A 24,082-nucleotide genomic window follows, 5' to 3' on the forward strand; every position below is an offset into this window, starting at 1 on the left:
GGGCTCTCGCTCCCGCCTCGGAAGGTGCCCGGTGACCACCGAACACGACCTGGTCCTCGTCGTCGACTTCGGCGCCCAGTACGCCCAGCTCATCGCCCGGCGGGTGCGTGAGGCGCGGGTCTACTCCGAGATCGTGCCGCACTCGATGCCGGTGGCGGAGATGCTGGCCAAGAACCCCAAGGCGATCGTCCTCTCCGGCGGTCCCTCCTCGGTCTACGAGCCCGGCGCCCCGCAGATCAGCGACGACCTCTTCGAGGCCGGCGTCCCGGTCTTCGGCATGTGCTACGGCTTCCAGGTCATGGCCCAGGCCCTCGGCGGCGAGGTCGCGCGCACGGGGGTCTCGGAGTACGGCCGCACCCCGGTCGAGGTCGAGGAGCCCGGCACCCTGCTGGCCGAGGTGCCGACCGTGCACAAGGTCTGGATGAGCCACGGCGACTCCGTCGTCGGCGCACCGGAGGGCTTCACCGTGCTGGCCTCCACCGTCGTGTCGCCGGTCGCAGCCTTCGAGCACGTCGAGCGCGGCTTCGCCGGCGTGCAGTGGCACCCCGAGGTCATGCACACCGAGCACGGCCAGACCGTGCTGGCCCACTTCCTGCACCACATCGCCGGCTGCCGCCAGACCTGGACGATGGTCAACATCGTCGAGGAGCAGCTCGAGCGCATCCGCGAGCAGATCGGCGACGCCCGCGCCATCTGCGGGCTCTCCGGCGGCGTGGACTCCGCCGTCGCGGCCGCGCTCGTCCAGCGCGCCATCGGCGACCGCCTGACCTGCGTCTTCGTCGACCACGGGCTGCTGCGCCAGGGCGAGGCCGAGCAGGTCGAGCGTGACTTCGTGGCCGCCACCGGCGTCGACCTGGTCGTGGTCGACGCGCAGCAGCGCTTCCTCGAGGCGCTGGCCGGCGTCACCGACCCCGAGACCAAGCGCAAGATCATCGGCCGCGAATTCATCCGGGTCTTCGAGCAGGCCGAGATCGACGTCATCGGCTCGGCCGCCGCCCAGGGCGAGAAGGTCCAGTTCCTCGTCCAGGGCACGCTCTACCCCGACGTGGTCGAGTCCGGCGGCGGCAGCGGCACCGCCAACATCAAGTCCCACCACAACGTCGGCGGGCTGCCCGAGGACCTCGAGTTCGCGCTCGTCGAGCCGCTGCGCACGCTGTTCAAGGACGAGGTGCGCCTCGTCGGCGAGCAGCTCGGCCTGCCGTCCGAGATCGTCTGGCGCCACCCGTTCCCCGGCCCCGGCCTCGGCATCCGCATCATCGGCGAGGTCACCCACGAGCGCCTCGAGATCCTGCGGGCCGCCGACGCCATCGCCCGCGAGGAGCTCACCCGCGCCGGGCTCGACCGCGACATCTGGCAGTTCCCCGTGGTGCTGCTGGCGGACGTCCGCTCGGTCGGCGTGCAGGGCGACGGCCGCACCTACGGCCACCCGGTCGTGCTGCGGCCCGTGACGTCCGAGGACGCGATGACCGCCGACTGGGCGAGGCTGCCCTACGACGTCGTCGAGACCATCTCGACCCGCATCACCAACGAGGTGCGCGAGGTCAACCGGGTCACCATCGACGTCACCAGCAAGCCGCCGGGCACCATCGAGTGGGAGTGACACGACGGCCCGGCCGCTGACAGCGACCGGGCCGACGTACGTCGTCCTGCGGGTGGCTCAGCGGCCACCGGCGACGCGCACCGAGTGCTTGCGGATCTGCTCCCAGTTGCGCTTGTACTCCGTCCACGCCGATCGCAGCGAGATGTTCAGCGTGTTCTCGTCACCCTTGTCGAGCCCGCCGTCGACCCAGTTGGCCGAGCCGGTCATGACCTCGTACGCCGTGTTGTTGTCGCCGTAGGCGCCCTTGACCAGGACGTACTTGGTGTGGGCCCGCAGCTCCTTGCGGTCGTCGCCCGTGAGGTCCCAGCGGCTGTTGTAGAGCGGGACTCCGGTGGCGCGGGCCTTCTGTCGCAGGTAGATCGCCATCTGCTTCGACGGGGCGCCGAAGATGACGGAGACCGCGCAGCCCTGGCCCTTGAGGGAGAACACCTTGTCGGCCAGGTAGGTGCCGCGGGTGCCGCGCCAGCCGAACATGGAGACGTGGACCTGGGTCCGGCCCAGCGAGCTGCCGCGACAGCGGATCTTGTTGAGGTCGTCCAGCACCGGGTCGTTGGCCATGGTGGCCTTCGCCATCGGGAAGAAGCGGGTGGTGAAGGGGCCGTCGACGACCTCGCGCAGCTCACCGCCGCCGGGCTTGTCCTCGGTCATCTCGCGGTGGATCTGCCGGTAGCCCTCGAACGTCTTCTGCCGGTTCGAGGTGGTGTAGAGGTCGTTCCAGCCGTACTCCCCGCCGCCCAGGTTGAGGTTGGAGGAGCTGATCATCGAGACCCAGCGGGCGTCGCCGCTGTTGGACATCGCGTAGAACTTGCTGTGCATGTTGCCGGCGCCGTTGGCGTTGCCCCGGCAGCTGCCGACGCACTGGGTGACGTAGCTGCCGTCGCTGCCCCAGGTGGCCTGGGAGTCGGTCGGGATCGCGAGGCTGTTGACGATGCGCTTCTGCGACCAGTCGCCGGTGCTGCTCTCCAGCTCGCGTCCGAGGGCGTCGGTCTCGACCCGGTCCGGCATCAGGCGCGGTGACGCCGGCGGCGGCTCCTCCACCGGGGGCGGCAGAGGGGTGTTGCACGGCCCCCGCCTGGGGGGCTCGAGGACCCCGTCGCCGTCGGTGTCGCGCGGGTTGTCGCCGTTGAGCACCTCGATGAGGTTCTGCGCGCTCTTGGTGCCGATGCCGGAGTCGAGGATGACCCGGACCGAGACGCCGCGGCGGCAGGCCCCGATGAGGGCGTCCGAGGAGGGCTTGCGGTCCATGAGGTAGGCCGAGATCAGGATGATCGGCGTCGGGTCGTCCGCGGTCGGACGGACCTGCCGGATCGCCTCCTCGACGTGCCGGATGATCCGGTACGTCTGCTCGGTGTCACCCCACGGCGGCGGCACGTTGAAGGTGCCGCCCTCCTTCGGGACGTAGGCGAACGCCGGCGCGCTGGTGAGCACCAGACCGCACAGCAGGACCAGACACAAGACGATACGACGCACCAGGAGTCCCCTCACTCGACCAGAACACGACGAACTCTACATCCGACTACGACCGTTTCACCCCGCGACGAGCCCGCGGCCCGAGTGGCGGAGGCGACGGGAGAGGCCAGATTTCCTATGATGCAGACTCGACTCGACTTCTGGGGGCTCCACCGCCATGGTCCGCTTCACCTCCGGCGTGCAGACGCTGATCCGGCAACAGCTCATGAAGCGCGTCGGTCCGATGGACCTCTCCCAGGTCCACCGCGTCCCGGACCGGCTCGTCTGGCCGCTGCGCCGTGACGGCTTCGACCCCGTGGCGCGGCTCGGTTCGCAGCGTGAGTCCGCCCCGGTGGCGCGGCTGACGTCGTTCCTCGGCCTCGACGTGTGGCTGGTCACCGGCGAGGCGGAGGTCCGCACCGTGCTGGCCGACGCGACGTCGTACAGCAACGACATCCGGCCGTACGTCGGCGCGGTCGGGGACGCGGCCACCGGCGACATCGGCGGGCTCGGGTTCACCGACGCCCCCGACCACACCCGCCTGCGCAAGCTGCTCACCCCGGAGTTCACGATGCGCCGGCTGGCCCGGCTGCGTCCGCGCATCGAGGAGATCGTCGAGACCCAGCTCGACGTCCTCGAGGCGGCCGAGCGGTCCGAGGCCGGCGCCGACCTGGTGCGCGACTTCGCCTTCCCGGTGCCCTTCCTGGTCATCTGCGAGCTGCTCGGTCTCCCGGTCGAGGAGCGGGAGACCTTCCGGTCGCTCGCCTCGGCCCGCTTCGACGTCAGCTACGGCGGCTCCGGCGCGTTCGGCGCGGTGTCGGCGTCGCGGGAGTTCCTCAAGGACTTCACCCGGCGCCAACGGCTCGCCCCCGGTGACGGGCTCGTCGGCCAGATCATCCGCGACCACGGCGACGACATCGACGACCGCGACCTCGCCGGCCTGGCCGACGGCGCCTTCACCGGTGGCCTCGAGACCAGCGCCAGCATGCTCGCCCTCGGCACCGCCGTGCTGCTGCAGGACCCCGACACCTACCGCCGGCTGGCCCACGAGCCGGCCCTCGTCGAGACCACCGTCGAGGAGCTGCTGCGCTACCTCTCGGTGGTCCAGGTCGCCTTCCCGCGCTTCGCGCGCGAGGACCTCGTCGTCGCGGGCCAGCGGATCAAGAAGGGCGACGTCGTCATGTGCCACCTCGCCGCCGCCGCACGCGACCCACGGGCCGGTGTCGACGACGACTTCGACCCCGAGCGCACCCCGGCGCGCAGCACGCTCGCCTTCGGGCACGGCTTCCACCGCTGCGTCGGCGCCGAGCTGGCCCGCATGGAGCTCCGCATCGCCTACCCGGCCCTGTCCCGGCGGCTGCCGGACCTCGCCGTCCACGGCAGAGGCCCCCTGGCCTTCCGCGAGAAGTCGATCGTCTACGGCCTCGAGGAGATGCCGGTCGACCTCGGCGCCGAGCGCGGTGCCGCGCTGAGCTGACCCCGACGCGGAGCAGCCGGGGGAGCGGGACTCAGGCGCGCACGCCGTACGTCGTGGTGCGCTCGCGGACCGGGCGGCCGATCCCGTCGGCGATCTCGGTGATCTCGGCGACCGTCTTCGCGGAGCCGTGCTCGGAGCCGGCCATCCGGGAGATCGTCTCCTCCATCAGCGTGCCACCGAGGTCGTTGCAGCCCGAGCGCAGCATCAGGCGCGTGCCCTCCACCCCGAGCTTGACCCACGAGGTCTGCACGTTGTCGACGCGTCCGTGCAGCAGGATCCGGGCCGCCGCGTGCACCGCGACGTTGTCGCGCAGCGTCGGGCCCGGCCGCGCCACCCCGGCCAGGTAGATCGGGGCGCTGGTGTGCACGAACGGCAGCGGCACGAACTCGGTGAACCCGCCGGTCTCGTCCTGGATCCGCTGCAGCACCCGCAGGTGCGTCACCCAGTGGTCCGGGCGGTCGACGTGGCCGTACATCATCGTCGCGCTGGAGCGGATGCCCAGCTTGTGCGCGGTCGTGACCACCTCGACCCAGGCGCTCGTCGGGAGCTTGCCCTTGGTCAGGATCCAGCGCACGTCGTCGTCGAGGATCTCCGCCGCCGTGCCCGGGATCGTGTCGAGCCCGGACTCCTTGGCCTTCAGCAGCCAGTCGTGGATCGACAGCCCCGTGCGGGACGCCCCGTTGACGACCTCCATCGGGCTGAAGGCGTGCACGTGCATCTGCGGGACCCGACGCTTCACCGCCGCGGCGATGTCGAAGTACGCCGTGCCCGGCAGCTCCGGGTCGATCCCGCCCTGCATGCACACCTCGGTCGCCCCGAGCTGCCACGCCTCCTCGGCCCGGTCGGCCACCTGCTCCATCGACAGCGAGTAGGCGTCCGCGTCGGTCCGGCGCTGGGCGAAGGCGCAGAAGCGGCAGCCGGTGTAGCAGACGTTGGTGAAGTTGATGTTCCGGTTCACCACGTAGGTCACGTCGTCGCCGACCACGTCGCGGCGCATGTCGTCGGCCAGGCGGCGTACGGCGTCGAGGTCGTGGGCGTCGGCCGTGAACAGCGCCAGCGCCTGGGCGTCCGTGAGCTGCTTGGGGTCCTTCTCGGCCTGGCGGAGGGCGGCGGCGACGGTGGGGGTGAGGGGGGTCGGGGGGGTGGGGGTGGTCGGCGCGGAAGCGGGGGTTGCGGGCGAGGGCTCGGAGGGGCTCCCGGCGCCCAACCACCCCTTCCGCTCCTTCGTCGCTCCAGGGGGGCCAGACCCATCCACGGTCGCCGGGAGCCCCTCCGAGCCCTCCGGCGCGGACCCTCGCGTGCCTGCCGTGCTCGGGAGCCCCTCCGAGCCCTCCGGCGTGGACGCTCGCGTCTCTGCCGGGTCAGGTACGTCGGCCGCCTTGGTGCTGACTGTGCCGGCTGCTTGGGCGGCGGCGGTGTTCTGGGTGGCGAGCTGGTCGCGGAGGGACTGCCAGGAGCCGTAGACGTCCTCGAAGTCGGAGCGACGGTCGGTGGTGCGACCGGTGGTGTCGATGGTCTCGTGGAGGTCGGTGCGGCCGGAGCCTGAGCCGCCGGCGTCGAGACCGCCCTGGTCGGGCTCCTGCCAGGGCAGGCCGACCGGGCGGGCGCCGGGGCGCAGGTAGCCGTCGTCGTCGGCGAGGGCGGCCACGTGGGGGCGGACGCGGGGGTCGATCCAGGGGTCGCCCGCCCGGACGTAGGAGGCGTGCGCGGTGAGCCGCGGCCGCAGGGTGAAGCCGGAGTCGGCCGTGATGTCGCGGAGCCGGTCGAGGGAGGGCCAGGGGCGCTCGGGGTTGACGTGGTCGGGCGTGAGGGGGGAGACGCCGCCCCAGTCGTCGATGCCGGCGGCGAGGAGGGCGCGGCACTCGGCGAGGTCGACGAGGTTCGGCGGGGCCTGGACCCGCATGGTGGGGCCGAGGACCAGGCGGGTGACGGCGATGGTGGCGACGTACTCGTCGAGGCCGAGGTCGTCGACCGAGCGCATCGCGGTGTCGGGCTTCGCGCGGAAGTTCTGGACGATCACCTCCTGGAGGTGGCCGTACTGCCGTCCCACCGAGCGCAGCGCGAAGATCGTCTCGGCGCGCTCGCGCAGGGTCTCCCCGATGCCGACGAGCAGCCCGGAGGTGAAGGGCACCGACAACCGCCCGGCGTCCTCGAGCACCCGAAGGCGGACAGCGGGGTCCTTGTCGGGGGAGCCGTGGTGGGGCTGGCCCTTCTCGGTGAAGAGGCGGGTCGAGGTGGTCTCCAGCATCATCCCCATGGAGGGGGAGACGGGCTTGAGCCGGTTGATCTCCTGCCAGGACATGACGCCCGGGTTGAGGTGGGGCAGGAGCCCGGTCTCCTCGAGCACGCGGACCGCCATCGCCCGCACGTAGTCGAGCGTCGAGTCGTAGCCGTGCTCGTCGAGCCACCGGGCCGCCTCGGGCCAGCGGTCCTCGGGACGGTCGCCGAGGGTGAACAGCGCCTCGGCGCACCCCAGGGCCGCCCCCTGGGTCGCGATCGCGAGCACCTCGTCGGGCGACAGGAACGGCTCCTGGCCGGCGGCGGCCAGCTTGCCCGGCACCGTCACGAACGTGCAGTAGTGGCAGCGGTCGCGGCACAGCCGGGTCAGCGGGATGAACACCTTGGGGGAGTAGGTGACGGTGGCGGGGCGACCGGCGGCGACCAGCCCCGCGTCGCGCACGCGTCCGGCCGCCTCGACCAGGGCGGCGAGGTCCTCGCCGCGCGCCGCCAGGAGGGCCTCGGCCTCGGCCACGTCCAGGGTGACCCCGCGCCGGACGCGAGCCAGCGCTCGGCGTACCTGCTGGGGGGTGGGCTCCTGGGTCACCACGTGAGCGTAACGACAACCGGGGCGGGCATCACGGCCCGACCGGGCAGGGAGACGCACACCACAGGACCACCGGGTCCCCGGACCCCCGGACCTCAGGGGGTGCGGCACCCGACGGTGGCACACCTGGGGGTGTGACCGCCGGGTGGACAGGGGGCCTAGCGTGGCGAGATGCCCTCCCCGTCCGCACCTGTCCTGCTGCGCGCCGCCAGCGATCCCGGCCTGGGCGCGCCGCCGGCGGCCCTCGTCAGCCTCGCCGCGGCCTCCGCGACCGAGGTCGCCGGTGACCTGCACCGCTCCGCCGACCTGGCCCGCGCCCTCGGCCGCGAGGCCCCGCGACCCGGCTCCGGCTCCACGCTGCTGCTCTGGGAGCTGCTCGCCACGCTCGGCGCCGCCGACCTCAGCGTCGCCCGGGTCGTCGAGCCCCACCTCGACGCGCTGGCCATCCTGGACCAGGCCGGTGGGGTGGCCGAGGACGAGGTCGACCTGCTCTGGGGCGTGTACGCCGCCGAGGGGCCGCCGCCGCGGCTGACGGCGAGCTCGACCCGCCAGGGCTGGGAGCTCACGGGTCGCAAGCACTGGTGCTCCGTGGCTGACGTCGCCGACCGCGCCCTGGTGACGGCCTGGATCGACGAGGACCAGCGGCAGCTCTTCGCGGTGCCGCTCGGCGACCCCGGCGTGAAGTCGGCGGCCGAGCAGGCCTGGGTCGCCCGCGGCCTGCAGCAGATCACCAGCACCGCGCTCGACTTCCACGAGGTCGGGGCCGACGCCGTCGGCGAGCCCGGGTGGTACCTCCAGCGGCCGGGCTTCGCCTGGGGCGGGATGGGCGTGGCCGCCGTCTGGTACGGCGGCGCGGTCGGCGTCGCCCGCCGGCTCCTCGCCCAGGCCGAGCACCGCCCCCTCGACCAGATCGGCCAGATGCACCTCGGGGCGCTGGAGGCCTCGCTGGCGGGAGCCCGCGCCGTCCTCGTCGAGGCCGCCGCTGCGGTCGACGCCGGTCAGGCCGACGCCGAGCACGGGGAGCGCCTGGCCCTGACGGTCCGGCAGGTCGTCCGGCGCGCCGCGGAGGAGGTCCTGCTGCGCACCCAGCACGCCCTCGGTCCCGGCCCCCAGGTCTCCGAGCCCGACCACGCCGCCCGCATCGCCGACCTCGAGCTCTACCTGCGCCAGGAGCACGCCGAGCGCGACCAGGCCGCGCTCGGCCGCTGGCTGCTCGACGCCCTCCCGGAGGTCGCGTGGTGAGGACGGGGCACGACGACGCTCCCGGGTCGGCGCCCGCCACCCGGCTCCGGCGGCCCTGGCAGGTGCTGGTGGTGGTGCCGGCCCGCAACGAGGAGGCCGACCTCGGCGCCTGCCTGACGTCGGTGGACCGCGCCGTCGCCCGAGTACGCCGAGCCCGTCCCGCGAGCGCGGTGCGGGTGGTCGTGGTGCTCGACTCCTGCACCGACCGGACCGCCGAGGTGCTGCACCGCTTCCCGCACGTCGCCCGCCTCGACGTGCGGCTCGGGCTGGTCGGCGCCGCCCGCGCCGCGGGGATCCTGGCCGCGCGGACCCACGACCTCGACCACCCGGCCGAGCGCACCTGGCTGGCCTGCACCGACGCCGACGGACAGGTCCCCGCCGACTGGCTGACCGGGCAGCTCGACCACGCCGACCGGGGGGCCTGCGCCGTGGTCGGGACGGTGGAGCCCGACCACGACCTGCCCGCCCCCGTCCGGGCCCGCTGGCTGGCGCACCACGCGACGCACGAGGGCCACACCCACGTGCACGGCGCCAACCTGGGCGTGCGGCTGGACCAGTACGACGCCGTCGGCGGCTTCGAGCCCCTGGCCGAGCACGAGGACGTCCGGCTCGTGGAGCGGCTGGTCGCCGCCGGCGGGCTGCTGGTGCGCACCGGCGACGGACGGGTCACCACCTCGTCGCGGCGGGTGGGGCGCACGCCCGGCGGCTTCGCGGCGTACCTCGGGGTGCTCCACGACCTGCACGACCTGCACGACCCCCGTGACCCCGGCGTGAGCGTGGCGGAGGTGGACGACCGTGCCGTCGGATGAGACCCGGGCCCGTCCGCCCGCCTTCACGCGGCCGGACGCGGGGGGTGACGACGAGACCTGGCGGGCCCTGCCCCAGTGGCGCTCAGTGCCCTCCCTGCGGCTGGGACCGGACCCCGACGAGGTGCGCGGCCACCGGGCAGGACCGTCGCCGTCGGGGCGGCACCCCGTGGTGTGCGGGCGCGAGCGGCTCGTCGTGGTGGTGGCGCACCCCGACGACGAGACGCTGGCCTGCGGCGGGCTGCTGGCCCGCGCCGCCGAGCACGACCTGCCCACCGTGGTGGTGGTCGCGACCGACGGCGAGGCCTCGCACCCCGACAGCCCCACCCTGGACCCCGAGACGCTGGCCGGTCGGCGCCGTGAGGAGCTGATCGAGGCGGTCGCGGTGCTCCACCCCGCGGCGCGGCTGATCCGGCTCGGGCTGCCCGACGGCCGGCTGCCCGGGCACGAGGACGCCATCGCCGACCGGCTGCGCGACGTCGTCGACGCGGACACCCTGCTGGTCTCGACGTGGCGCCACGACGCCCACGGCGACCACGAGGCGGTGGCGCAGGCCGCGGCCGACGTCGCCATCGAGACCGGCGCGCGCCACCTCGAGGCACCGATCTGGCTCTGGTACTGGGGCGAGCCCTCCGACGTGCCGTGGCAGCAGTGCGCCGTGCTCCCGCTGACCCCCGGCGAGATCGCGGCGAAGGAGCAGGCGCTGGCGCGCTACCCCTCGCAGACGGCGCCGCTCTCGGACGCCCCCGGGGACGAGGCGGTGCTCGACGAGGCGATGCTGTCGTCCTTCCGTCGCTCCTACGAGACCTACATCGAGTCCGGGCTCCGGCTCTCCCCGCCGCCGCGGCCCGCGCCCGGGTCGGTGCCGGTGCAGTCCCACGCCCCGGACCGTGCGGACGAGCCGCACCGGTCGGACACCCCGCCCCGGGAGCGACGTCTGCCGGACGCGGCCGCTGTCTTCGAGGAGCTCCACCGCGGCGACGCCGACCCGTGGCGGACCGCCTCGTCGTGGTACGAGGCCCGCCGACGTGCCCTGGCGCTGGCGCTGCTGCCGCGCGAGCGGGTCGCCTCGGTGCTCGAGGTCGGCTGCTCCGTCGGTGAGCTGACCGCCGCGCTCAGCGACCGCGCCGACCACGTGCTCGGCGTCGACGTCAGCGAGACCGCGCTGGCCGCGGCCGCCCGCCGCTGCGCGGGGCGCTCGGTGCACTTCGAGCGGCGCCGGGTGCCGGGGGAGTGGCCGGACGGCCGGTTCGACCTGGTGGTGCTGTCGGAGGTCGGCTACTTCCTCAGCGGCGCCGAGCTCGCCGAGACCCTCTGGCGCGCGTGCCGGTCGCTGACCGCGGACGGCGCCCTGCTGCTCGTGCACTGGCGCCACGAGGTCGCCGGCTGGCCCCTGGACGGCGCGGAGGTGCACGGGGCCGCGGGCCGCGTCGCGGCCGAGCACGACCTGACGCTGGCCACCCGGGTGGTCGACGACGACGTGCTGCTCGACCTCTACCGACCTCGCAGGCGGCGCACGCTGGCCGAGGAGGAGCGCACCGGGCGCGGCTGAGGCGGCCGGACCCGTCCGGTCCGGGGGTCACGCTGTGGTCGAGCGACGGCGGCGGGGACGACCGCGGGGTAGATTGAGCCGGTGAGCACGAGTGAGATCTCGCGGGTCCCGGGCTCGTCCGGGGAGGGTGGGCGCGACACCGGATCAGCGGTCCGGCCGGTCAGCGTCGCCCTCGTCAACGACCACGAGCTCGTCGTGCGCGGGCTCCAGCGGATGCTCGAGGAGTTCGAGGACCGGATCCGCGTCGTCGAGCTCGACGTGAACGTCGACGTCGCGCAGCCCGTCGACGTGGCGCTCTACGACACCTTCTCGGTCCCGCAGGTCACCTCGAGCGACATCGACGACATCATCGGTCAGTCGCGCGTGGCCAGCGTGGCTGTCTACAGCTGGAACATGCATGAGGAGCTGGTCCGCGAGGCCCTCGACAAGGGCGTGCGCGGCTACCTGTCGAAGTCGCTGCAGGGCCACCAGCTGGTCGACGCCCTCGAGCGCGTCGCCGCCGGCGACGAGGTGGTCCTGCCCGCCGCCGACATCGGCAAGGAGATCGAGGCCGTCGGTGGTGACTGGCCCGGCCGGCAGCACGGCCTCTCGGCCCGGCAGGCCGAGATCGTCTCGCTCATCACCCAGGGGCTCAGCAACAGCGCGATCGCCGAGCGCACCTACCTGTCGCCGAACACCGTGAAGAGCTACATCCGCGAGGCCTACCGCCACATGGGGGTCACCAGCCGCACCCAGGCCGTGCTGTGGGGCATCGAGCACGGCATGGTCCCGGCGCGGACGCGTGTCATCACCGACCGACCGCCGTCGCGACGCCCCGAGTCCTGAGCCCGGGTCCTGTGCCGCCCGACCCGGATCCGCGCGTCAGGCCTGCCAGGACTCCCAGAGCCGTGCGTAGGAGCCACCGCGCGCGACGAGCTCGTCGTGGGAGCCGAGCTCGCTGACCACGCCGTCCTCGACGACCGCCACCCGGTCGGCGTCGTGGGCCGAGAACAGCCGGTGCGCGATCGCGACGACCGTGCGGCCCTCCAGCACCGCCGCCAGCGAGCGCTCCAGGTGCCGCGCGGCGCGGGGGTCGATCAGCGAGGTGGCCTCGTCGAGCACCAGCGTGTGGGGGTCGGCGAGCACCAGCCGGGCCAGCGCCACCTGCTGGGCCTGGGCCGGGCCCAGGGCGAGGCCGCCGGAGCCCACGACGGTGTCGAGCCCGTCGGGCAGCGCGCGCACCCAGCCGTCCGCGTCGACCGCCTCCAGGGCGGCGTGGAGCTCGGCGTCCTCGACGGGCGCCCCGGCGGGACGGTCGAGGGCCAGGGCGAGGTTCTCGCGCACGGTGCCGACGAAGACGTGGTGCTCCTGGGTGACCAGCGCGACCCGGCCCCGCAGCTGCGCCAGCGGCAGCTCGGTCAGTCCGACCCCGCCCACCTCGACGGTGCCGGTGCGGGGCGGGTGGATGCCGGCCAGGAGACGGCCGAGCGTGGACTTGCCCGCCCCGGAGGGCCCGACCATCGCGAGCCGCTCCCCGACGGCCAGGGTCAGGTCGACGCCGTGCAGGACGTCGCGGCCCTCGAGGTAGGCGAAGCGCACGTCGCGGGCGACCAGCGCGTCGCCGTCGGGGACCCGGTCGGTGGTGACCCGGTCGTCGGGCACCTCGGCGACACCGAGCAGACGTGCCAACGACGCCGCCCCGACCTGGAGCTCGTCGAGGATGGCGACGAGCCGGTCCACGGGGTCGATGAGCATCTGGACGTAGAGGGTCGCGGCCGTCACCTCGCCGAGCGACACCTCGCCCCGGCTGTAGAGCCACCCGCCGAGCAGCAGCGTGGCCACGCTCGGCAGGAGGTAGGAGGTGACCTCGACGCTGGGGAAGAAGCGCGTGCGCAGCATGAGCGTGTAGCGCTCGGCCGCGTAGGACTCGGCGATGTCGTCGTCGATCCGCGCGATGCGCGCCTCGGCCAGGCCCAGCGCCTCGACGGTGCGGGCGCCCTCGACGGTCTCGGTCAGGGTGGCGTTCATGCGTGAGTAGCTGGCGTTCTCCCGCAGGTAGCCCGCGCCGGCCCGGCGGAGGTACCACCGGGCGCCGATCACGACCCCGGGCACGCCGACCAGCAGCGGGCCGGCCACCCAGACGCCGACGAACAGCGCCGCCACCACGGTCAGCAGCGCGGTGATGAGCGCGATGAGCCACTCCGGCAGCGCCCAGCGCACCGACCAGCCCAGCTGGTCGATGTCGCGGGAGGTCCGGGTCAGCAGGTCCCCGGAGCCGGCGGACTCCACGGTGCCGATCGGCAGCGCCAGGGTGTCGCGGACGAAGTCCTCGCGCAGCTCGGCCAGCACCTGCTCGCCGAAGACGAACGAGCGGAACCGGGCGGCCCGGGTCAGCAGCGTCTGGGCCACGAGCGCGGCGGCGATCACCAGGGTGAGCCGGTCCACGGTGCCGACGCCGCCGCCGGACTGGACCTCCTCGACGATCGCGCCCAGCAGCCGCGGGGCCACCAGGCCGGCCAGCGCCGCCGCGGCGTGCAGCGCCAGCATCGTGACCAGCAGCCGGCGGTGGCGGCGCGCGAGGCGGACCAGGTAGGCGCGCAGCGTCGCGCGCCCCGCGACGGGCAGGGTCCGGCCCGGCAGGGTGTCGTCGGTGCCCGGGTCGGTCGGGTCGGTCGGGTCGGTCGAGTCGGTCACGTCGCTCGGGTCGGTGTCGAGGGTGCTCACGCGTGCACCTCCTCCTCGCGCGTCACCACGGCCCGGTAGCGGGGCACCCGGGCGAGCAGGTCACGGTGCCGGCCGGTCGCGACGACGCGTCCGTCCACCAGCAGGGCGACCTCGTCGGCGCGGTCGAGCAGCAGCGGCGAGGTCGAGGTGACCACCGTGGTGCGCCCGCGGCGCACGTCGGCCAGCCGCTCGGCGATGCGCGCCTCGGTGTGGGCGTCGACGGCCGAGGTCGGCTCGACCAGCAGCAGCACCTCCGGGTCGGCCAGCAGGGCGCGGACCAGCACGAGCCGCTGCCGCTGGCCGCCCGAGAACGAGCGACCACGCTCGGCGACCCAGGACCTCAGCCCGGCGGGCAGCCCGTCGACCACGTCCTCGGCGGAGGCGGCGTGGAGGGTCCGTGCGACGGTGTCGTCGTCGAGCCCGGCCCCGCGCACGTCGAGCTGCTCGCCCAGCGGCCCGGAGAACAGCGCGCTGGCGGAGTCACTGACCACGATGCGTCGGCGTACGTCGTCGAGGGCGACCTCGTCGAGGGGCACGTCGCCCCACCGGACGTCGCCGTCGGTGAAGCGGCCGAGCCGGTCGAGGACCTCCGCGGTCTCCTCGGGATGCTCGGAGACCAGGGCGGTCAGCAAGCCCACGCGCGCCCGGACGCCGCTGGTGAGGTCGACGAGGTCGGCGGGCTCCGCGGGAGCCGGCACCGGCCGGCCGGCCGTGGGCAGGTCGGGCTCGAGGGCCAGGACGGTGCAGATGCGGCGGGCGGCCACCGCGGCGCGGATCCACTTGTTCATGGCCTCGGTCGCGGTGCGCAGCGGGATCATGAGGAAGGCGGCGTAGCCGTAGAACGCCACCAGCTCGCCGACGGTGATGGCCCCGTCGACCGCGAGGCGCGCGCCCAGCCAGACCACGAGCACGACGAAGGTGCCGGGCAGCGCGACCTGGGCCGCGTCGAGCACCGACTGGAGCCGGCCGACCTCGACGCCCGCGCGCCGGACCTGCTGGGACTCGCGGACGTAGCGCTCGTGGAAGACCCGCTCGCCGCCGATCCCGCGCAGCACCCGCAGCCCGGACACGATGTCGGTGGCGAGGTTGGACAGGTCGCCCATCATCGAGCGCTGCGCCAGGTTGCGACGCTGCAGCGGCCCGAGCAGCGGGCCGAGGGCCAGCAGCATCAGCGGCACGCCCAGCAGCACGACCAGCCCGAGCACGACCGAGGTCTGCAGCAGCAGGACCGCCACCACGACGAAGGACACGACGGCGCCGGCGGCGCGGGCCGAGACGTCCATGGCGTTGCCGATGTGGGACAGGTCGTTGGTGCCGATGGCGACGACCTCACCGGTCGCCACGCGCTTGGGCAGGGTGGCGCCCAGCCGGGTCGCCTGCCGGGTGACGAGCTGCACCACCCGGTACGCCGCTGTCAGCCAGTTGGTGACCGCGAAGCGGTGCCGCATGATGCCGGCCGCGGCCTGCACGACGCCGATCCCCAGCATGAGTCCGGTCCACCGCAGCAGCGCGCCGGTGTCCTGGGCGGTGACGCCCTGGTCGATCGCGCGGCCGACGACGGCCGGCATCACCGCCTGGCAGAGCATCCAGGTGATGCCGAGCAGCATCCCGACCACGATCGTGCGCCACTGACCCCGCACCAGCCACCACAGGAAGCGCGCCGGGGACCGGTGGTCCGCGGTGCCGGGGTGGTCGAGAGGGAGGTGGCGCACCGAGCCAGGCTAGGTTCCCGGTGGTGGCCGCCGCACCCGGGTTTCTCCCGCCGGGCGCGTGCCGTCAGGCGGGGACGGCCGCCCGCTCCTCGTCGCTGCGCAGGATGCAGAACTCGTTGCCCTCCGGGTCGGCCAGCACGACCCAGCCGGTGCCGGGGCCGTACTTCCCACGCAGGTCGGCCACCTCGGCGGCGCCCAGCCCTCGCAGCCGCTCGAGCTCCTCGTCGCGGGTGCCGGCGCGGGGCACGAGGTCGAGGTGGATCCGGTTCTTCACCGACTTGGTCTCCGGCACCTCGAGGAACAGCAGCCGGTGCCCGGAGACCGGGTCGAGGACCATGCACTCCTCGTGGCCGGGGAGGTTCGGGTCGCCGTCGACGTCGACGTAGCCGAGCACCTGCTTCCACCACTCGGAGAGCTCGTAGGCGTTGCGGCAGTCGACGGAGGTGTGCGAGACGAGGGAGGTCATCGCTGCACTCTCGTCGCGCCGCCGCCGCGTCTCAACCGGATTCCGGCGTCAGCCGCGCCGGGCTGACGAGGCGAGCGAGGCGACCAGCCCGATGGCGCCCACCACCACGAGGGTGAGGGGGAAGAGCCACGAGCTGTCGCCGGCGTCCACGACACCGGCCTGCCGCAGCGCCCAGGAGGCGGCGACGCCGAGGAAGACGAGCCCGGCGACGAGATAGGAGATCGACAGGGGGTGGCGTCCGCTGCGCTCCTCGACCTGCGGGTCGGGAGACAGGTCGCGGGGGACCGGGTCGGGGGACACCGGGTCCCCGAACCTCGGTGCCTCGGGGGCCGGGCCGTCGACGGACAGCGGACGGGTGTCGCCGGTGTCGTGGGGGTCGTGGTGGTCGTGGGTTCCGCGGGGGTCGCGGGTGGGGTCGGTGGTCATGGCTGCCTCAGCTCGATGTGTCCGAAGTCCAGGTCGGCGTCGATGGTGATCGTGGGGTCGTCGGCGTCGCCGAAGCGTCGGTCGAGGCCGAAGCCCCAGCCGCCGCGGGTGCCGTCGGGCCAGTCGACGGCGCCGCCGTAGGCGACGTCCGCGTCCAGCTCGACCGTGAGTCCCTCGGGCACCGTCACCAGGATCTCGCCGGCGTTGGCCGAGAGGTCCAGCCTCCGCCCGTCGAGGGCGCCGAGGTCGTCGACGTCGGTCAGGTCGACGGCGATACGGCCCGCCGGGACGGTGTAGGCGCTGTCGAGCTCCTCGGCCGAGGTCGGGGCGACGGTGAGGTCACGGTCGCCGTCGAAGCGGGGCTGCGTCACCGAGACGGCCGCCAGCGCGAGGCACGACGCGATCCCGAGGAGGACGAGCCCGCCGGGTCGGCCGTAGACCGAGCCGAGGACCAGCATGAGGCCGACGACCGTGAGCGCCAGGGCGGGGTAGGCGCCGTCGACGACGGTCACCCCGCTGGCCTCGACGAGACCCAGCACGCCCAGCGCCAGGGCGCCGAGGGCGAGGGTGGCACCGAACAGCAGCGGACCGCGGCGTCGGCGGCGGGGGGCACGCGGGGCCGCCGGCGCCGGGGTGTACGTCGCCCCGCTCCAGCCGGGTGCGCCCGTCCCCGACCCGGCGGTGGAGGGAGTCGCGGTGTCGGGGCCGCTGCGGCGTTCCTCCCGGCGGTCGCGGGCCATCAGCCACACGAGCGTGACGACGGCGATCACCACGAGGGGCGGCCAGGAGATGGAGCCGCCGTCGAAGGTGTCGCCGAGCGCGAGGATCACGCCCAGCACGAGGACGGAGATGACGATGACGTTGCGGGTCGCGTCCCTCACCGAGAGGGCCGAGCGTCCGGTGGTGTCGTCAGGGACGACGAGCCACAGCACGGCGTACACGAGGAGGCCGGCGCCGCCGAAGAAGATGGAGACGACGAAGAGCACCCGCACGATCGTGGGGTCCACGTCGAGGTGCCGGGCCACGCCGCCGGCGACGCCGGCCACCTTCTTGTCATCGTGACTACGACGCAGCAGGCGGTAGTCGCTGAGGTGCTCGCTGCGCCAGTGGCCGTTGTCGTGCCACCCGGGCGCCGGGCCGCCCGAGGAGGAGGGCGGCGGAGGAGGGGGTCCGGCGGGGGGCGGAGGAGGCGGCGGGGGCGGCGCCTGCTGGTCGGTGTCGTTCATGGCTCCAGCGTGGCCGCCCGCGCCGTCCGCCACCATCGGGGACCACCCTGATCCTTTCCGCGGGCTCTCGGGGTCGGACCAGGGTCGGCTCCGGGGTTCCACGCATGGGCGTGGACCTCCGGCTGTGTGACGATTCAAGGACCATGAGCAGCATCTCGCCTCCCCGCAAGGCCTTCCGCGTCCCGCAGGAGTCCTACCTGGGTGGCGTCTGCTCGGGCCTGGCCCTGCACCTCGGGATCGGCGCCACCTGGGTGCGGGTGTTCTTCCTGCTGACCGGCCTCTTCGGCTTCGGCGTCGTGTTCTACCTCGGGCTGTGGATCACGCTGCCGATGGCACCGGCACCGGTCGAGAGCCCGGGGCTGGAGGCTGCCTCGCGCCAGGGCCGGCGCCCGGGCCGGCCCACCGCGCTGCGCGACGCCGGCCCGCACATCGCCTTCGTGGTCGTGCTGCTCGGGGTGGTCGGCCTGGTCGACGGCAACGGCGGCCCCGCCCTGCTGTGGCCGGCGCTCTTCGCCGTCGGCGGCATCGCGGTGCTCTGGCGCCAGGCCGACCAGGCCCAGCGGGAGCGGTGGCTCGACACGACCACCCGCCTCGACGTCCGCCGGCTCGTGGTCGGCTCCGGCGGATGGGCGGCGTACGCGCGCCTCGCCGCCGGGCTCGGGCTGCTGGTGACCGCGCTGCTGCTCTTCGCCGTCCAGACCGGGCAGCTGCGGGTGGCGCAGGACATCGTGGTCGCTGCCACCCTCGGGGTGGCGGGCCTGGCCGTGATCCTCGGGCCGTGGCTGGTCCGGCTCGTCGCCGACCTGGGCGAGGAGCGCGCCGCCCGGGTGCGCACCCAGGAGCGCGCCGACGTCGCCGCCCACCTGCACGACTCGGTGCTGCAGACGCTGGCGCTGATCCAGAAGAACGCCGCCGACCCCGGCCGGGTCGCGACGCTGGCCCGGGCCCAGGAGCGCGACCTCCGGTCGTGGATGTACGGCGACGCGCGACCCGACGACGTGACCGTCACCAGCGCGCTGCAGGCCGCGGCCGCCGAGGTCGAGGACGCGCACGGCGTACCCGTCGAGGTCGTGGTGGTCGGCGACTCCGGCGGGCGGGTGGCGGTGACCGAGCCCGTGCGCGCCGTCCTCCAGGCGGCCCGGGAGGCGATGGTCAACGCCGCGCGTCACGCCGGCGCCCCCGTCGTCGACGTCTACGCCGAGGTCGTGCCCGCGGGCGAGCGCTCCGGCACGCTCGACGTCTTCGTGCGCGACCGGGGGAGCGGGTTCGACCCGGACGCCGTGCCCGCCGACCGGCTCGGGGTCCGCCACAGCATCCTGGACCGGGTGACCCGTCACGGCGGCCGGGCCGAGGTCCGCTCCCGACCGGGCCACGGCACCGAGGTCCGGCTCCACGTCGGCGACCTCGAGCTGGCCTCCCGCACCGACCACCCGACCACCGACCAGCAGCAACCCACCGGAGGCAGTCGCCCGTGACAACGAGACGCCCATGAGGACCGTCGTGATCGTCGACGACCACGCGATGTTCCGCGCCGGGGTCCGCTCCGAGCTCGCCGGCGCGGTCGACGTGGTGGCCGAGGCCTCCGACGTCCCGACCGCGGTGGCGGCGGTGCTGACCCACCGGCCCGAGGTGGTGCTGCTCGACGTGCACCTGCCCGGGGGCGGCGGCGTGCAGGTGATGCGCGACGTCGCGCACCGCAGCCCGGGGACCCGCTTCCTCGCGCTGTCGGTCTCCGACGCCGCCGAGGACGTCATCGGCACCATCCGGGGCGGGGCGCGCGGCTACGTCACGAAGACCATCACCGGGCCCGAGCTGGTCGACGCGATCGAGCGGGTGGCGGACGGTGACGCGGTGTTCTCGCCCCGGCTGGCCGGCTTCGTGCTCGACGCCTTCGCCGGGTCGATCGAGGTGGCCCACGTCGACGAGGACCTCGACCGGCTCACCGAGCGCGAGCGCGAGGTGATGCGGCTGATCGCGCGCGGCTACGCCTACAAGGAGGTTGCCGCGGAGCTGTTCATCTCGGTCAAGACCGTCGAGACCCACGTCTCCAGCGTGCTGCGCAAGCTCCAGCTCAGCTCGCGCCACGAGCTCACCCGCTGGGCGGCCGACCGCCGGCTGCTCTGAGCAACTCCGGTCGGGGTTCGCCCGGCCCCACTACGTTGGGAGGATGACCGCCGCGCCTGAGCACGACCGCTCCTCGGACATCCCCGTGCAGCCCTCCGGACGTCCGCGCCGGGTGCTCGTCGCCGGTGCCTCGGGGTTCGTGGGGCGTCGCCTCTGCCCGGCCCTGGCCGAGGCCGGCCACGACGTGGTCGCGATGACCCGCCACCCCGACACCTACCGCGGCGTGGGGGAGCCCGTCTTCGGCGACGTGCACGACGCCGGCACGCTGACCTCGGCGCTCGCGGGCGTCGACGTCGCCTTCTACCTCGTGCACTCCCTCGACAGCCCCGACTTCGAGCGCCTCGACGCCGAGGCCGCCACGGCGTTCGGCCAGGCCGCGGCCACGGCGGGCGTGGAGCGGATCGTCTACCTCGGCGGGCTCGGCAAGGAGGACGACGACCTGTCGCCCCACCTGCGCTCGCGGCGCGAGGTCGAGGACCTGCTCGGCCGCGCCGGCGTACCGGTCACCACGCTGCGTGCCGGCATCGTCATCGGCCACCAGGGCCTGTCGTGGGAGATGACGCGGCAGCTGGTCGAGCGGCTGCCGCTCATGGTCACCCCGCGCTGGGTCTCCACCCGCACCCAGCCGATCGCCCTCAACGACGTGGTCCGCTACCTCGTCGGCGTCCTCGAGGTCGAGGAGACCGTCGGGCGCCCGTTCGAGGTCGGCGGCGACGAGGTGCTGCGCTACTCCGACATGATGCGCCGGGTCGCCGCGGTCGAGAACCGTCCGTTGTTCCTGCTGCCGGTGCCGCTGCTGTCGCCGAAGCTGTCGTCGCACTGGCTCAGCCTCATCACCGACGTCGACGCCAAGGCCGGCCGCTCGCTCGTCGACTCCATGGTCAACGAGGTGGTCGTCGAGGACGACGAGATCCACCGGCTCATCCCCTTCGAGAGGCTCGGCTTCGACGACGCCGTGCGCGGCGCCCTGTCGGACCGCGGCTCGCTCAAGGACCCCGGCCTCATGGGCCAGCTCAAGGGCCACCTGCCGATGTCGTTCAAGCACCGGGTGCCGGTGCGCCACGACGAGTCGGCCGCCGTACGTCGCCACCGGCGCCGCGTCGTCGCGGCGACCTCGGTCGCCGGGGCCGGGCTGCTCGGGGTCGGGCTGTCGACGGCTCCGGGCTCGCGTGCCTTCTACGCCACCACGCTGGGCGTGGCCGGCACCTGGCTCGTCGGCGGCCTGGCGTCCGGCCCGCTGCACCTGGGCTGGATCCAGACCCAGAACCAGACCGTACGGCGCCCCGTGCTCGCCCCGGTGACCACCGGCGTCGCCGCCTTCGGGGTCTTCTACGCCGGCGGGCTGGTGGTCCGCGAGATCCCGCCGCTGGCCCGCTACATCTCCAGTGTCCTCGACTACGCCGACGCCGGCGACGACAAGCTCGTCTTCCTCACCACGATGGCCAACGGCTTCGGCGAGGAGGTCTTCTTCCGCGGTGCGGTGTACGCCGCCCTCGGCGACAACCACCCGGTGGCCACCTCGACCGCCGTCAACATGCTGGCCACCGTGCCGACCCGCAACCCCGTGCTGGTGCTCGCCGCCGGCGCCATGGGCAGCCTGTGGGGCCTGCAGCGCCAGGCCTCGGCCGGCCTCCAGGCGCCCGTGCTGACCCACCTGACCTGGTCGACGCTCATGCTGCGCCACCTCCCGCCGCTCTTCCGCGAGGTCGCCGCCGAGACCGGCGAGCTCGTCCCGGCCGTCGGCCCGGCGCGCCGGGCGCTGCAGGGCGTCGGCCGGGCCGCGGCCCGCAGCGTGGCGCGACGCCCGGACGTGCGCCTCGCCCGTCGTGCGGCGCGGGAGGCGGGCCTGCTCGGCGCCCGCTGAGCCGCCGACCTGCCGGGGTGTCCGGCGCGGTCCGGCGCCGTTGGTCGCTGTCGGTCGCTGTCGGCGGGGCGTCGTAGGGTGATCGGGAGATGAGCGCACCCCTTCCTGTTCCCCCGTCCGTGCCGAGCGGCTCGCGTCGGTCGGCCCGCCCCGTGCCCGACGAGAACGCCCTGTTCGGGGCCGAGGAGGCGGGCGCCCGCGAGTCCGACGAGCGCCCCGCGCGTCGTCGGCGCGGCCCGACGTCGGAGGAGCTGCTCGAGGGGCTCAACGACCCCCAGCGCCAGGCCGTCACCCACGCCGGGTCCCCGCTGCTGGTGGTCGCCGGGGCCGGCTCGGGCAAGACCCGGGTGCTGACGCGGCGGGTCGCCTGGCTGATCGCGGAGCGCAACGCCCACCCGGGCTCGATCCTGGCCATCACCTTCACCAACAAGGCCGCCGCCGAGATGCGCGAGCGGGTGGAGAGCCTCGTCGGTCCGCGGGCCACGATCATGTGGGTCTCGACCTTCCACTCCGCGTGCGTGCGGATCCTGCGCAAGGAGGTCGAGCGCTTCGGCATCAAGTCGAGCTTCTCGATCTACGACGCCGCCGACCAGAAGCGGCTGATGACGCTGATCTGCAAGGAGCTCGACCTCGACGTCAAGCGCTACCCGCCCCGGTCGGTCCTCAACTGGGTCTCGACGCAGAAGAACGAGCTGGTCGACCACGAGACGGCGGCGGCGAACGCGCAGAACGACCTCGAGCGGACCTACGCGGAGGCCTACGGCATCTACCAGGCCCGCCTGCGCTCGGCCAACGCCCTCGACTTCGACGACCTCATCATGACCGCGGTCAACCTGTTCCAGGCGTTCCCGGAGGTCCGCGAGACCTACCGGCGGCGCTTCCGCCACGTGCTGGTCGACGAGTACCAGGACACCAACCACGCCCAGTACGCCCTGGTCCGCGAGCTGTGCGGCACCAGCGTGCGGCGCCCGGCGGCGCTCGGCGGCGACGACCCCGACCTGCCGGACGCCGACGAGGCCGAGGGGGAGGGCGGCGTCGGGCCCGCCGAGCTCATGGTCGTCGGTGACGCGGACCAGTCGATCTACGCCTTCCGCGGCGCCAACATCCGCAACATCATGGCGTTCGAGGAGGACTTCGCCGACGCCCGCACCATCCTGCTGGAGCAGAACTACCGCTCCACCCAGACCGTGCTCGACGCCGCCAACGCCGTGATCGGGCGCAACAAGGGCCGCAAGCCCAAGCGGTTGTGGAGCGACACCGGCACCGGCGACCCGATCGTGGGCTACGTCGCCGACGACGAGCACGACGAGGCCCGCTTCATCGCCCGCGAGATCGACACGCTCGGTGACGAGGGCAGGGCCAAGCCGAAGGACGTCGCGGTGTTCTACCGCACCAACGCCCAGTCGCGTGTCTTCGAGGAGGTGTTCATCCGCGTCGGCATGCCCTACAAGGTCGTCGGCGGGGTGCGCTTCTACGAGCGCAAGGAGGTCCGCGACGCGCTCGCCTACCTGCGCATGCTGGCCAACCCGGCCGACGAGATCAGCCTGCGGCGGGTGCTCAACGAGCCGAAGCGCGGCATCGGCGAGCGGGCGGAGGCGTGCGTCGAGGCGCTGGCCCGCCGCGACGGCATCACCTACTGGCAGGCCCTGCAGCGCGCCGACGAGGCGCCGGGCATCGCCACCCGCTCGGTGATCTGCATCCGCGGCTTCGTCACCGTCGTCGAGCAGCTGATGGCGATGGTCGACGCGGGGGAGCGGGCCGACGTGGTGCTGGAGCAGACCCTGACCCGCACCGACTACCTGCCGGTGCTCGAGGCCAGCGACGACCCGCAGGACGAGACCCGGGTGGAGAACCTCGCCGAGCTCGTGGCGGTCGCTCGTGAGTTCGCCGACGAGCCGCTGCCCCCGCCCTCGGCCGACCCGGCCGACCTGAACCCGGCGCTGCCCGGGGTGCCGGAGTTCCTCGAGCGCGTCAGCCTCGTCGCCGACTCCGACCAGATCCCCACCCAGGGCGACGAGGACGCCGGCGTCGTCACGTTGATGACGCTGCACACCGCCAAGGGCCTGGAGTTCCCGGTCGTGTTCCTGACCGGGCTCGAGGACGGCGTCTTCCCGCACCTGCGCTCGCTGGGCGACCAGACCGAGCTCGAGGAGGAGCGCCGGCTCGCCTACGTCGGCCTCACCCGGGCCGAGCAGCGGCTCTACCTCTCCCGGGCCGTGGTGCGCTCCGCGTGGGGCGCGCCCTCGCACAACCCGGCGTCGCGCTTCCTCGACGAGGTGCCCTCCGAGCTGGTCGACTGGCGTCGTACGGCGCAGGAGCAGACGTCGTGGAACCGACCCGTCATGCCCGCGCTGTCGCGTCGCAACGTCAACCGGCCGGCACCGCGCTTCGGCACCGCCGCGATCCAGGCCGACGCCAAGCGCAAAGCCGGTCGCGAGGTGCCGTCGTTGTCGCCAGGCGACCGGGTCAGCCACGACTCCTTCGGGCTCGGCTCCGTCGTGACCGTCGAGGGGGCGGGCGACAAGGCCGTCGCCTCGATCGACTTCGGCTCCACCGGCGTCAAGCGGCTGCTGCTGCGCTACGCCCCCGTCGAGAAGCTCTAGCCCCTCCG

Annotated in this window: 17 protein-coding genes; 10 read left to right on the plus strand and 7 right to left on the minus strand. The window is 74.0% G+C overall.

Annotated elements, in window-relative coordinates; all coding sequences use genetic code 11:
* Positions 1–31 precede the first annotated feature (31 nt).
* Entirely contained in the window at positions 32–1,600 is a 1,569-nt protein-coding gene (guaA, locus tag G7072_RS03055; RefSeq protein ID WP_166084178.1) for a glutamine-hydrolyzing GMP synthase, read from the plus strand.
* A gap of 57 nt (positions 1,601–1,657) precedes the next feature.
* Here the strand turns inward: guaA and G7072_RS03060 are convergent, their stop codons facing one another.
* On the minus strand, positions 1,658–3,070 hold the full coding sequence (locus tag G7072_RS03060) for a phospholipase D-like domain-containing protein (protein WP_166084179.1): 1,413 nt from the start codon (positions 3,068–3,070) through the stop codon (positions 1,658–1,660).
* Positions 3,071–3,227: 157 nt separating this feature from the next.
* Between G7072_RS03060 and G7072_RS03065 the strand changes: the two genes are divergently transcribed.
* The gene (locus G7072_RS03065; RefSeq protein ID WP_166084180.1) at positions 3,228–4,526 is read left to right on the plus strand and encodes a cytochrome P450; all 1,299 of its coding nucleotides are present in this window, start codon (positions 3,228–3,230) and stop codon (positions 4,524–4,526) included.
* Positions 4,527–4,557: 31 nt separating this feature from the next.
* On the opposite strand, the gene G7072_RS03070 is transcribed toward G7072_RS03065, so the two are convergent.
* Entirely contained in the window at positions 4,558–7,350 is a 2,793-nt protein-coding gene (locus G7072_RS03070; protein WP_206063254.1) for a bifunctional FO biosynthesis protein CofGH, read from the minus strand.
* Between the two features lie 171 nt (positions 7,351–7,521).
* On the opposite strand from G7072_RS03070, the gene G7072_RS03075 reads away from it, so the two are divergent.
* The 4 genes from G7072_RS03075 (at position 7,522) to G7072_RS03090 (ending at position 11,775) form a co-directional block, all read left to right on the plus strand.
* The gene (locus tag G7072_RS03075) at positions 7,522–8,592 is read left to right on the plus strand and encodes an acyl-CoA dehydrogenase (protein WP_166084182.1); all 1,071 of its coding nucleotides are present in this window, start codon (positions 7,522–7,524) and stop codon (positions 8,590–8,592) included.
* Entirely contained in the window at positions 8,589–9,401 is an 813-nt protein-coding gene (locus tag G7072_RS03080) for a glycosyltransferase (protein WP_206063255.1), read from the plus strand. Before G7072_RS03075 ends, G7072_RS03080 begins: the two co-directional genes overlap by 4 nt.
* Entirely contained in the window at positions 9,388–10,950 is a 1,563-nt protein-coding gene (locus tag G7072_RS03085) for a bifunctional PIG-L family deacetylase/class I SAM-dependent methyltransferase (protein WP_166084183.1), read from the plus strand. The genes G7072_RS03080 and G7072_RS03085 overlap by 14 nt, the downstream gene beginning before the upstream one ends.
* 81 nt (positions 10,951–11,031) lie before the next feature.
* Positions 11,032–11,775, plus strand: coding sequence for a response regulator transcription factor (locus tag G7072_RS03090; RefSeq protein WP_206063256.1), 744 nt, complete (start codon positions 11,032–11,034; stop codon positions 11,773–11,775).
* Between the two features lie 36 nt (positions 11,776–11,811).
* Here G7072_RS03090 and G7072_RS03095 read toward each other — a convergent pair whose 3' ends face one another.
* From G7072_RS03095 to G7072_RS03115, 5 genes are all read right to left on the minus strand, one after another.
* Positions 11,812–13,653 (minus strand): ABC transporter ATP-binding protein, encoded by a 1,842-nt coding sequence (locus G7072_RS03095; RefSeq protein ID WP_240917123.1) that lies wholly within the window; start codon positions 13,651–13,653, stop codon positions 11,812–11,814.
* Positions 13,650–15,365, minus strand: coding sequence for an ABC transporter ATP-binding protein (locus tag G7072_RS03100; RefSeq protein WP_206063257.1), 1,716 nt, complete (start codon positions 15,363–15,365; stop codon positions 13,650–13,652). Before G7072_RS03100 ends, G7072_RS03095 begins: the two co-directional genes overlap by 4 nt.
* Before the next feature lie 64 nt (positions 15,366–15,429).
* Positions 15,430–15,831 (minus strand): VOC family protein, encoded by a 402-nt coding sequence (locus G7072_RS03105; RefSeq protein WP_166084184.1) that lies wholly within the window; start codon positions 15,829–15,831, stop codon positions 15,430–15,432.
* A 48-nt stretch (positions 15,832–15,879) separates the two neighbouring features.
* Positions 15,880–16,257: a hypothetical protein gene (locus G7072_RS03110; RefSeq protein WP_166084185.1), complete on the minus strand. Its 378-nt coding sequence runs from the start codon at positions 16,255–16,257 to the stop codon at positions 15,880–15,882.
* The gene (locus tag G7072_RS03115; protein WP_166084186.1) at positions 16,254–17,483 is read right to left on the minus strand and encodes a PspC domain-containing protein; all 1,230 of its coding nucleotides are present in this window, start codon (positions 17,481–17,483) and stop codon (positions 16,254–16,256) included. The genes G7072_RS03110 and G7072_RS03115 overlap by 4 nt, the downstream gene beginning before the upstream one ends.
* A 143-nt stretch (positions 17,484–17,626) precedes the next feature.
* Here G7072_RS03115 and G7072_RS03120 point away from each other — a divergent pair, with 143 nt between their 5' ends.
* The 4 genes from G7072_RS03120 to pcrA all read left to right on the plus strand — a co-directional run bounded on the left by G7072_RS03120 (position 17,627) and on the right by pcrA (position 24,074).
* A complete protein-coding gene (locus G7072_RS03120) occupies positions 17,627–18,958 on the plus strand; it encodes an ATP-binding protein (protein ID WP_166084187.1) in 1,332 nt (443 codons plus the stop codon).
* A gap of 13 nt (positions 18,959–18,971) precedes the next feature.
* On the plus strand, positions 18,972–19,607 hold the full coding sequence (locus G7072_RS03125) for a response regulator transcription factor (RefSeq protein ID WP_166084188.1): 636 nt from the start codon (positions 18,972–18,974) through the stop codon (positions 19,605–19,607).
* A gap of 43 nt (positions 19,608–19,650) precedes the next feature.
* On the plus strand, positions 19,651–21,471 hold the full coding sequence (locus G7072_RS19695; protein ID WP_206063258.1) for an NAD(P)H-binding protein: 1,821 nt from the start codon (positions 19,651–19,653) through the stop codon (positions 21,469–21,471).
* A gap of 89 nt (positions 21,472–21,560) precedes the next feature.
* Complete coding sequence (gene pcrA / locus G7072_RS03140; RefSeq protein ID WP_166084189.1) at positions 21,561–24,074, plus strand: DNA helicase PcrA; 2,514 nt, start codon at positions 21,561–21,563, stop codon at positions 24,072–24,074.
* Positions 24,075–24,082 lie beyond the last annotated feature (8 nt).

It is taken from the genome of Nocardioides sp. HDW12B (assembly GCF_011299595.1).
Lineage (GTDB): Bacteria > Actinomycetota > Actinomycetes > Propionibacteriales > Nocardioidaceae > Marmoricola_A.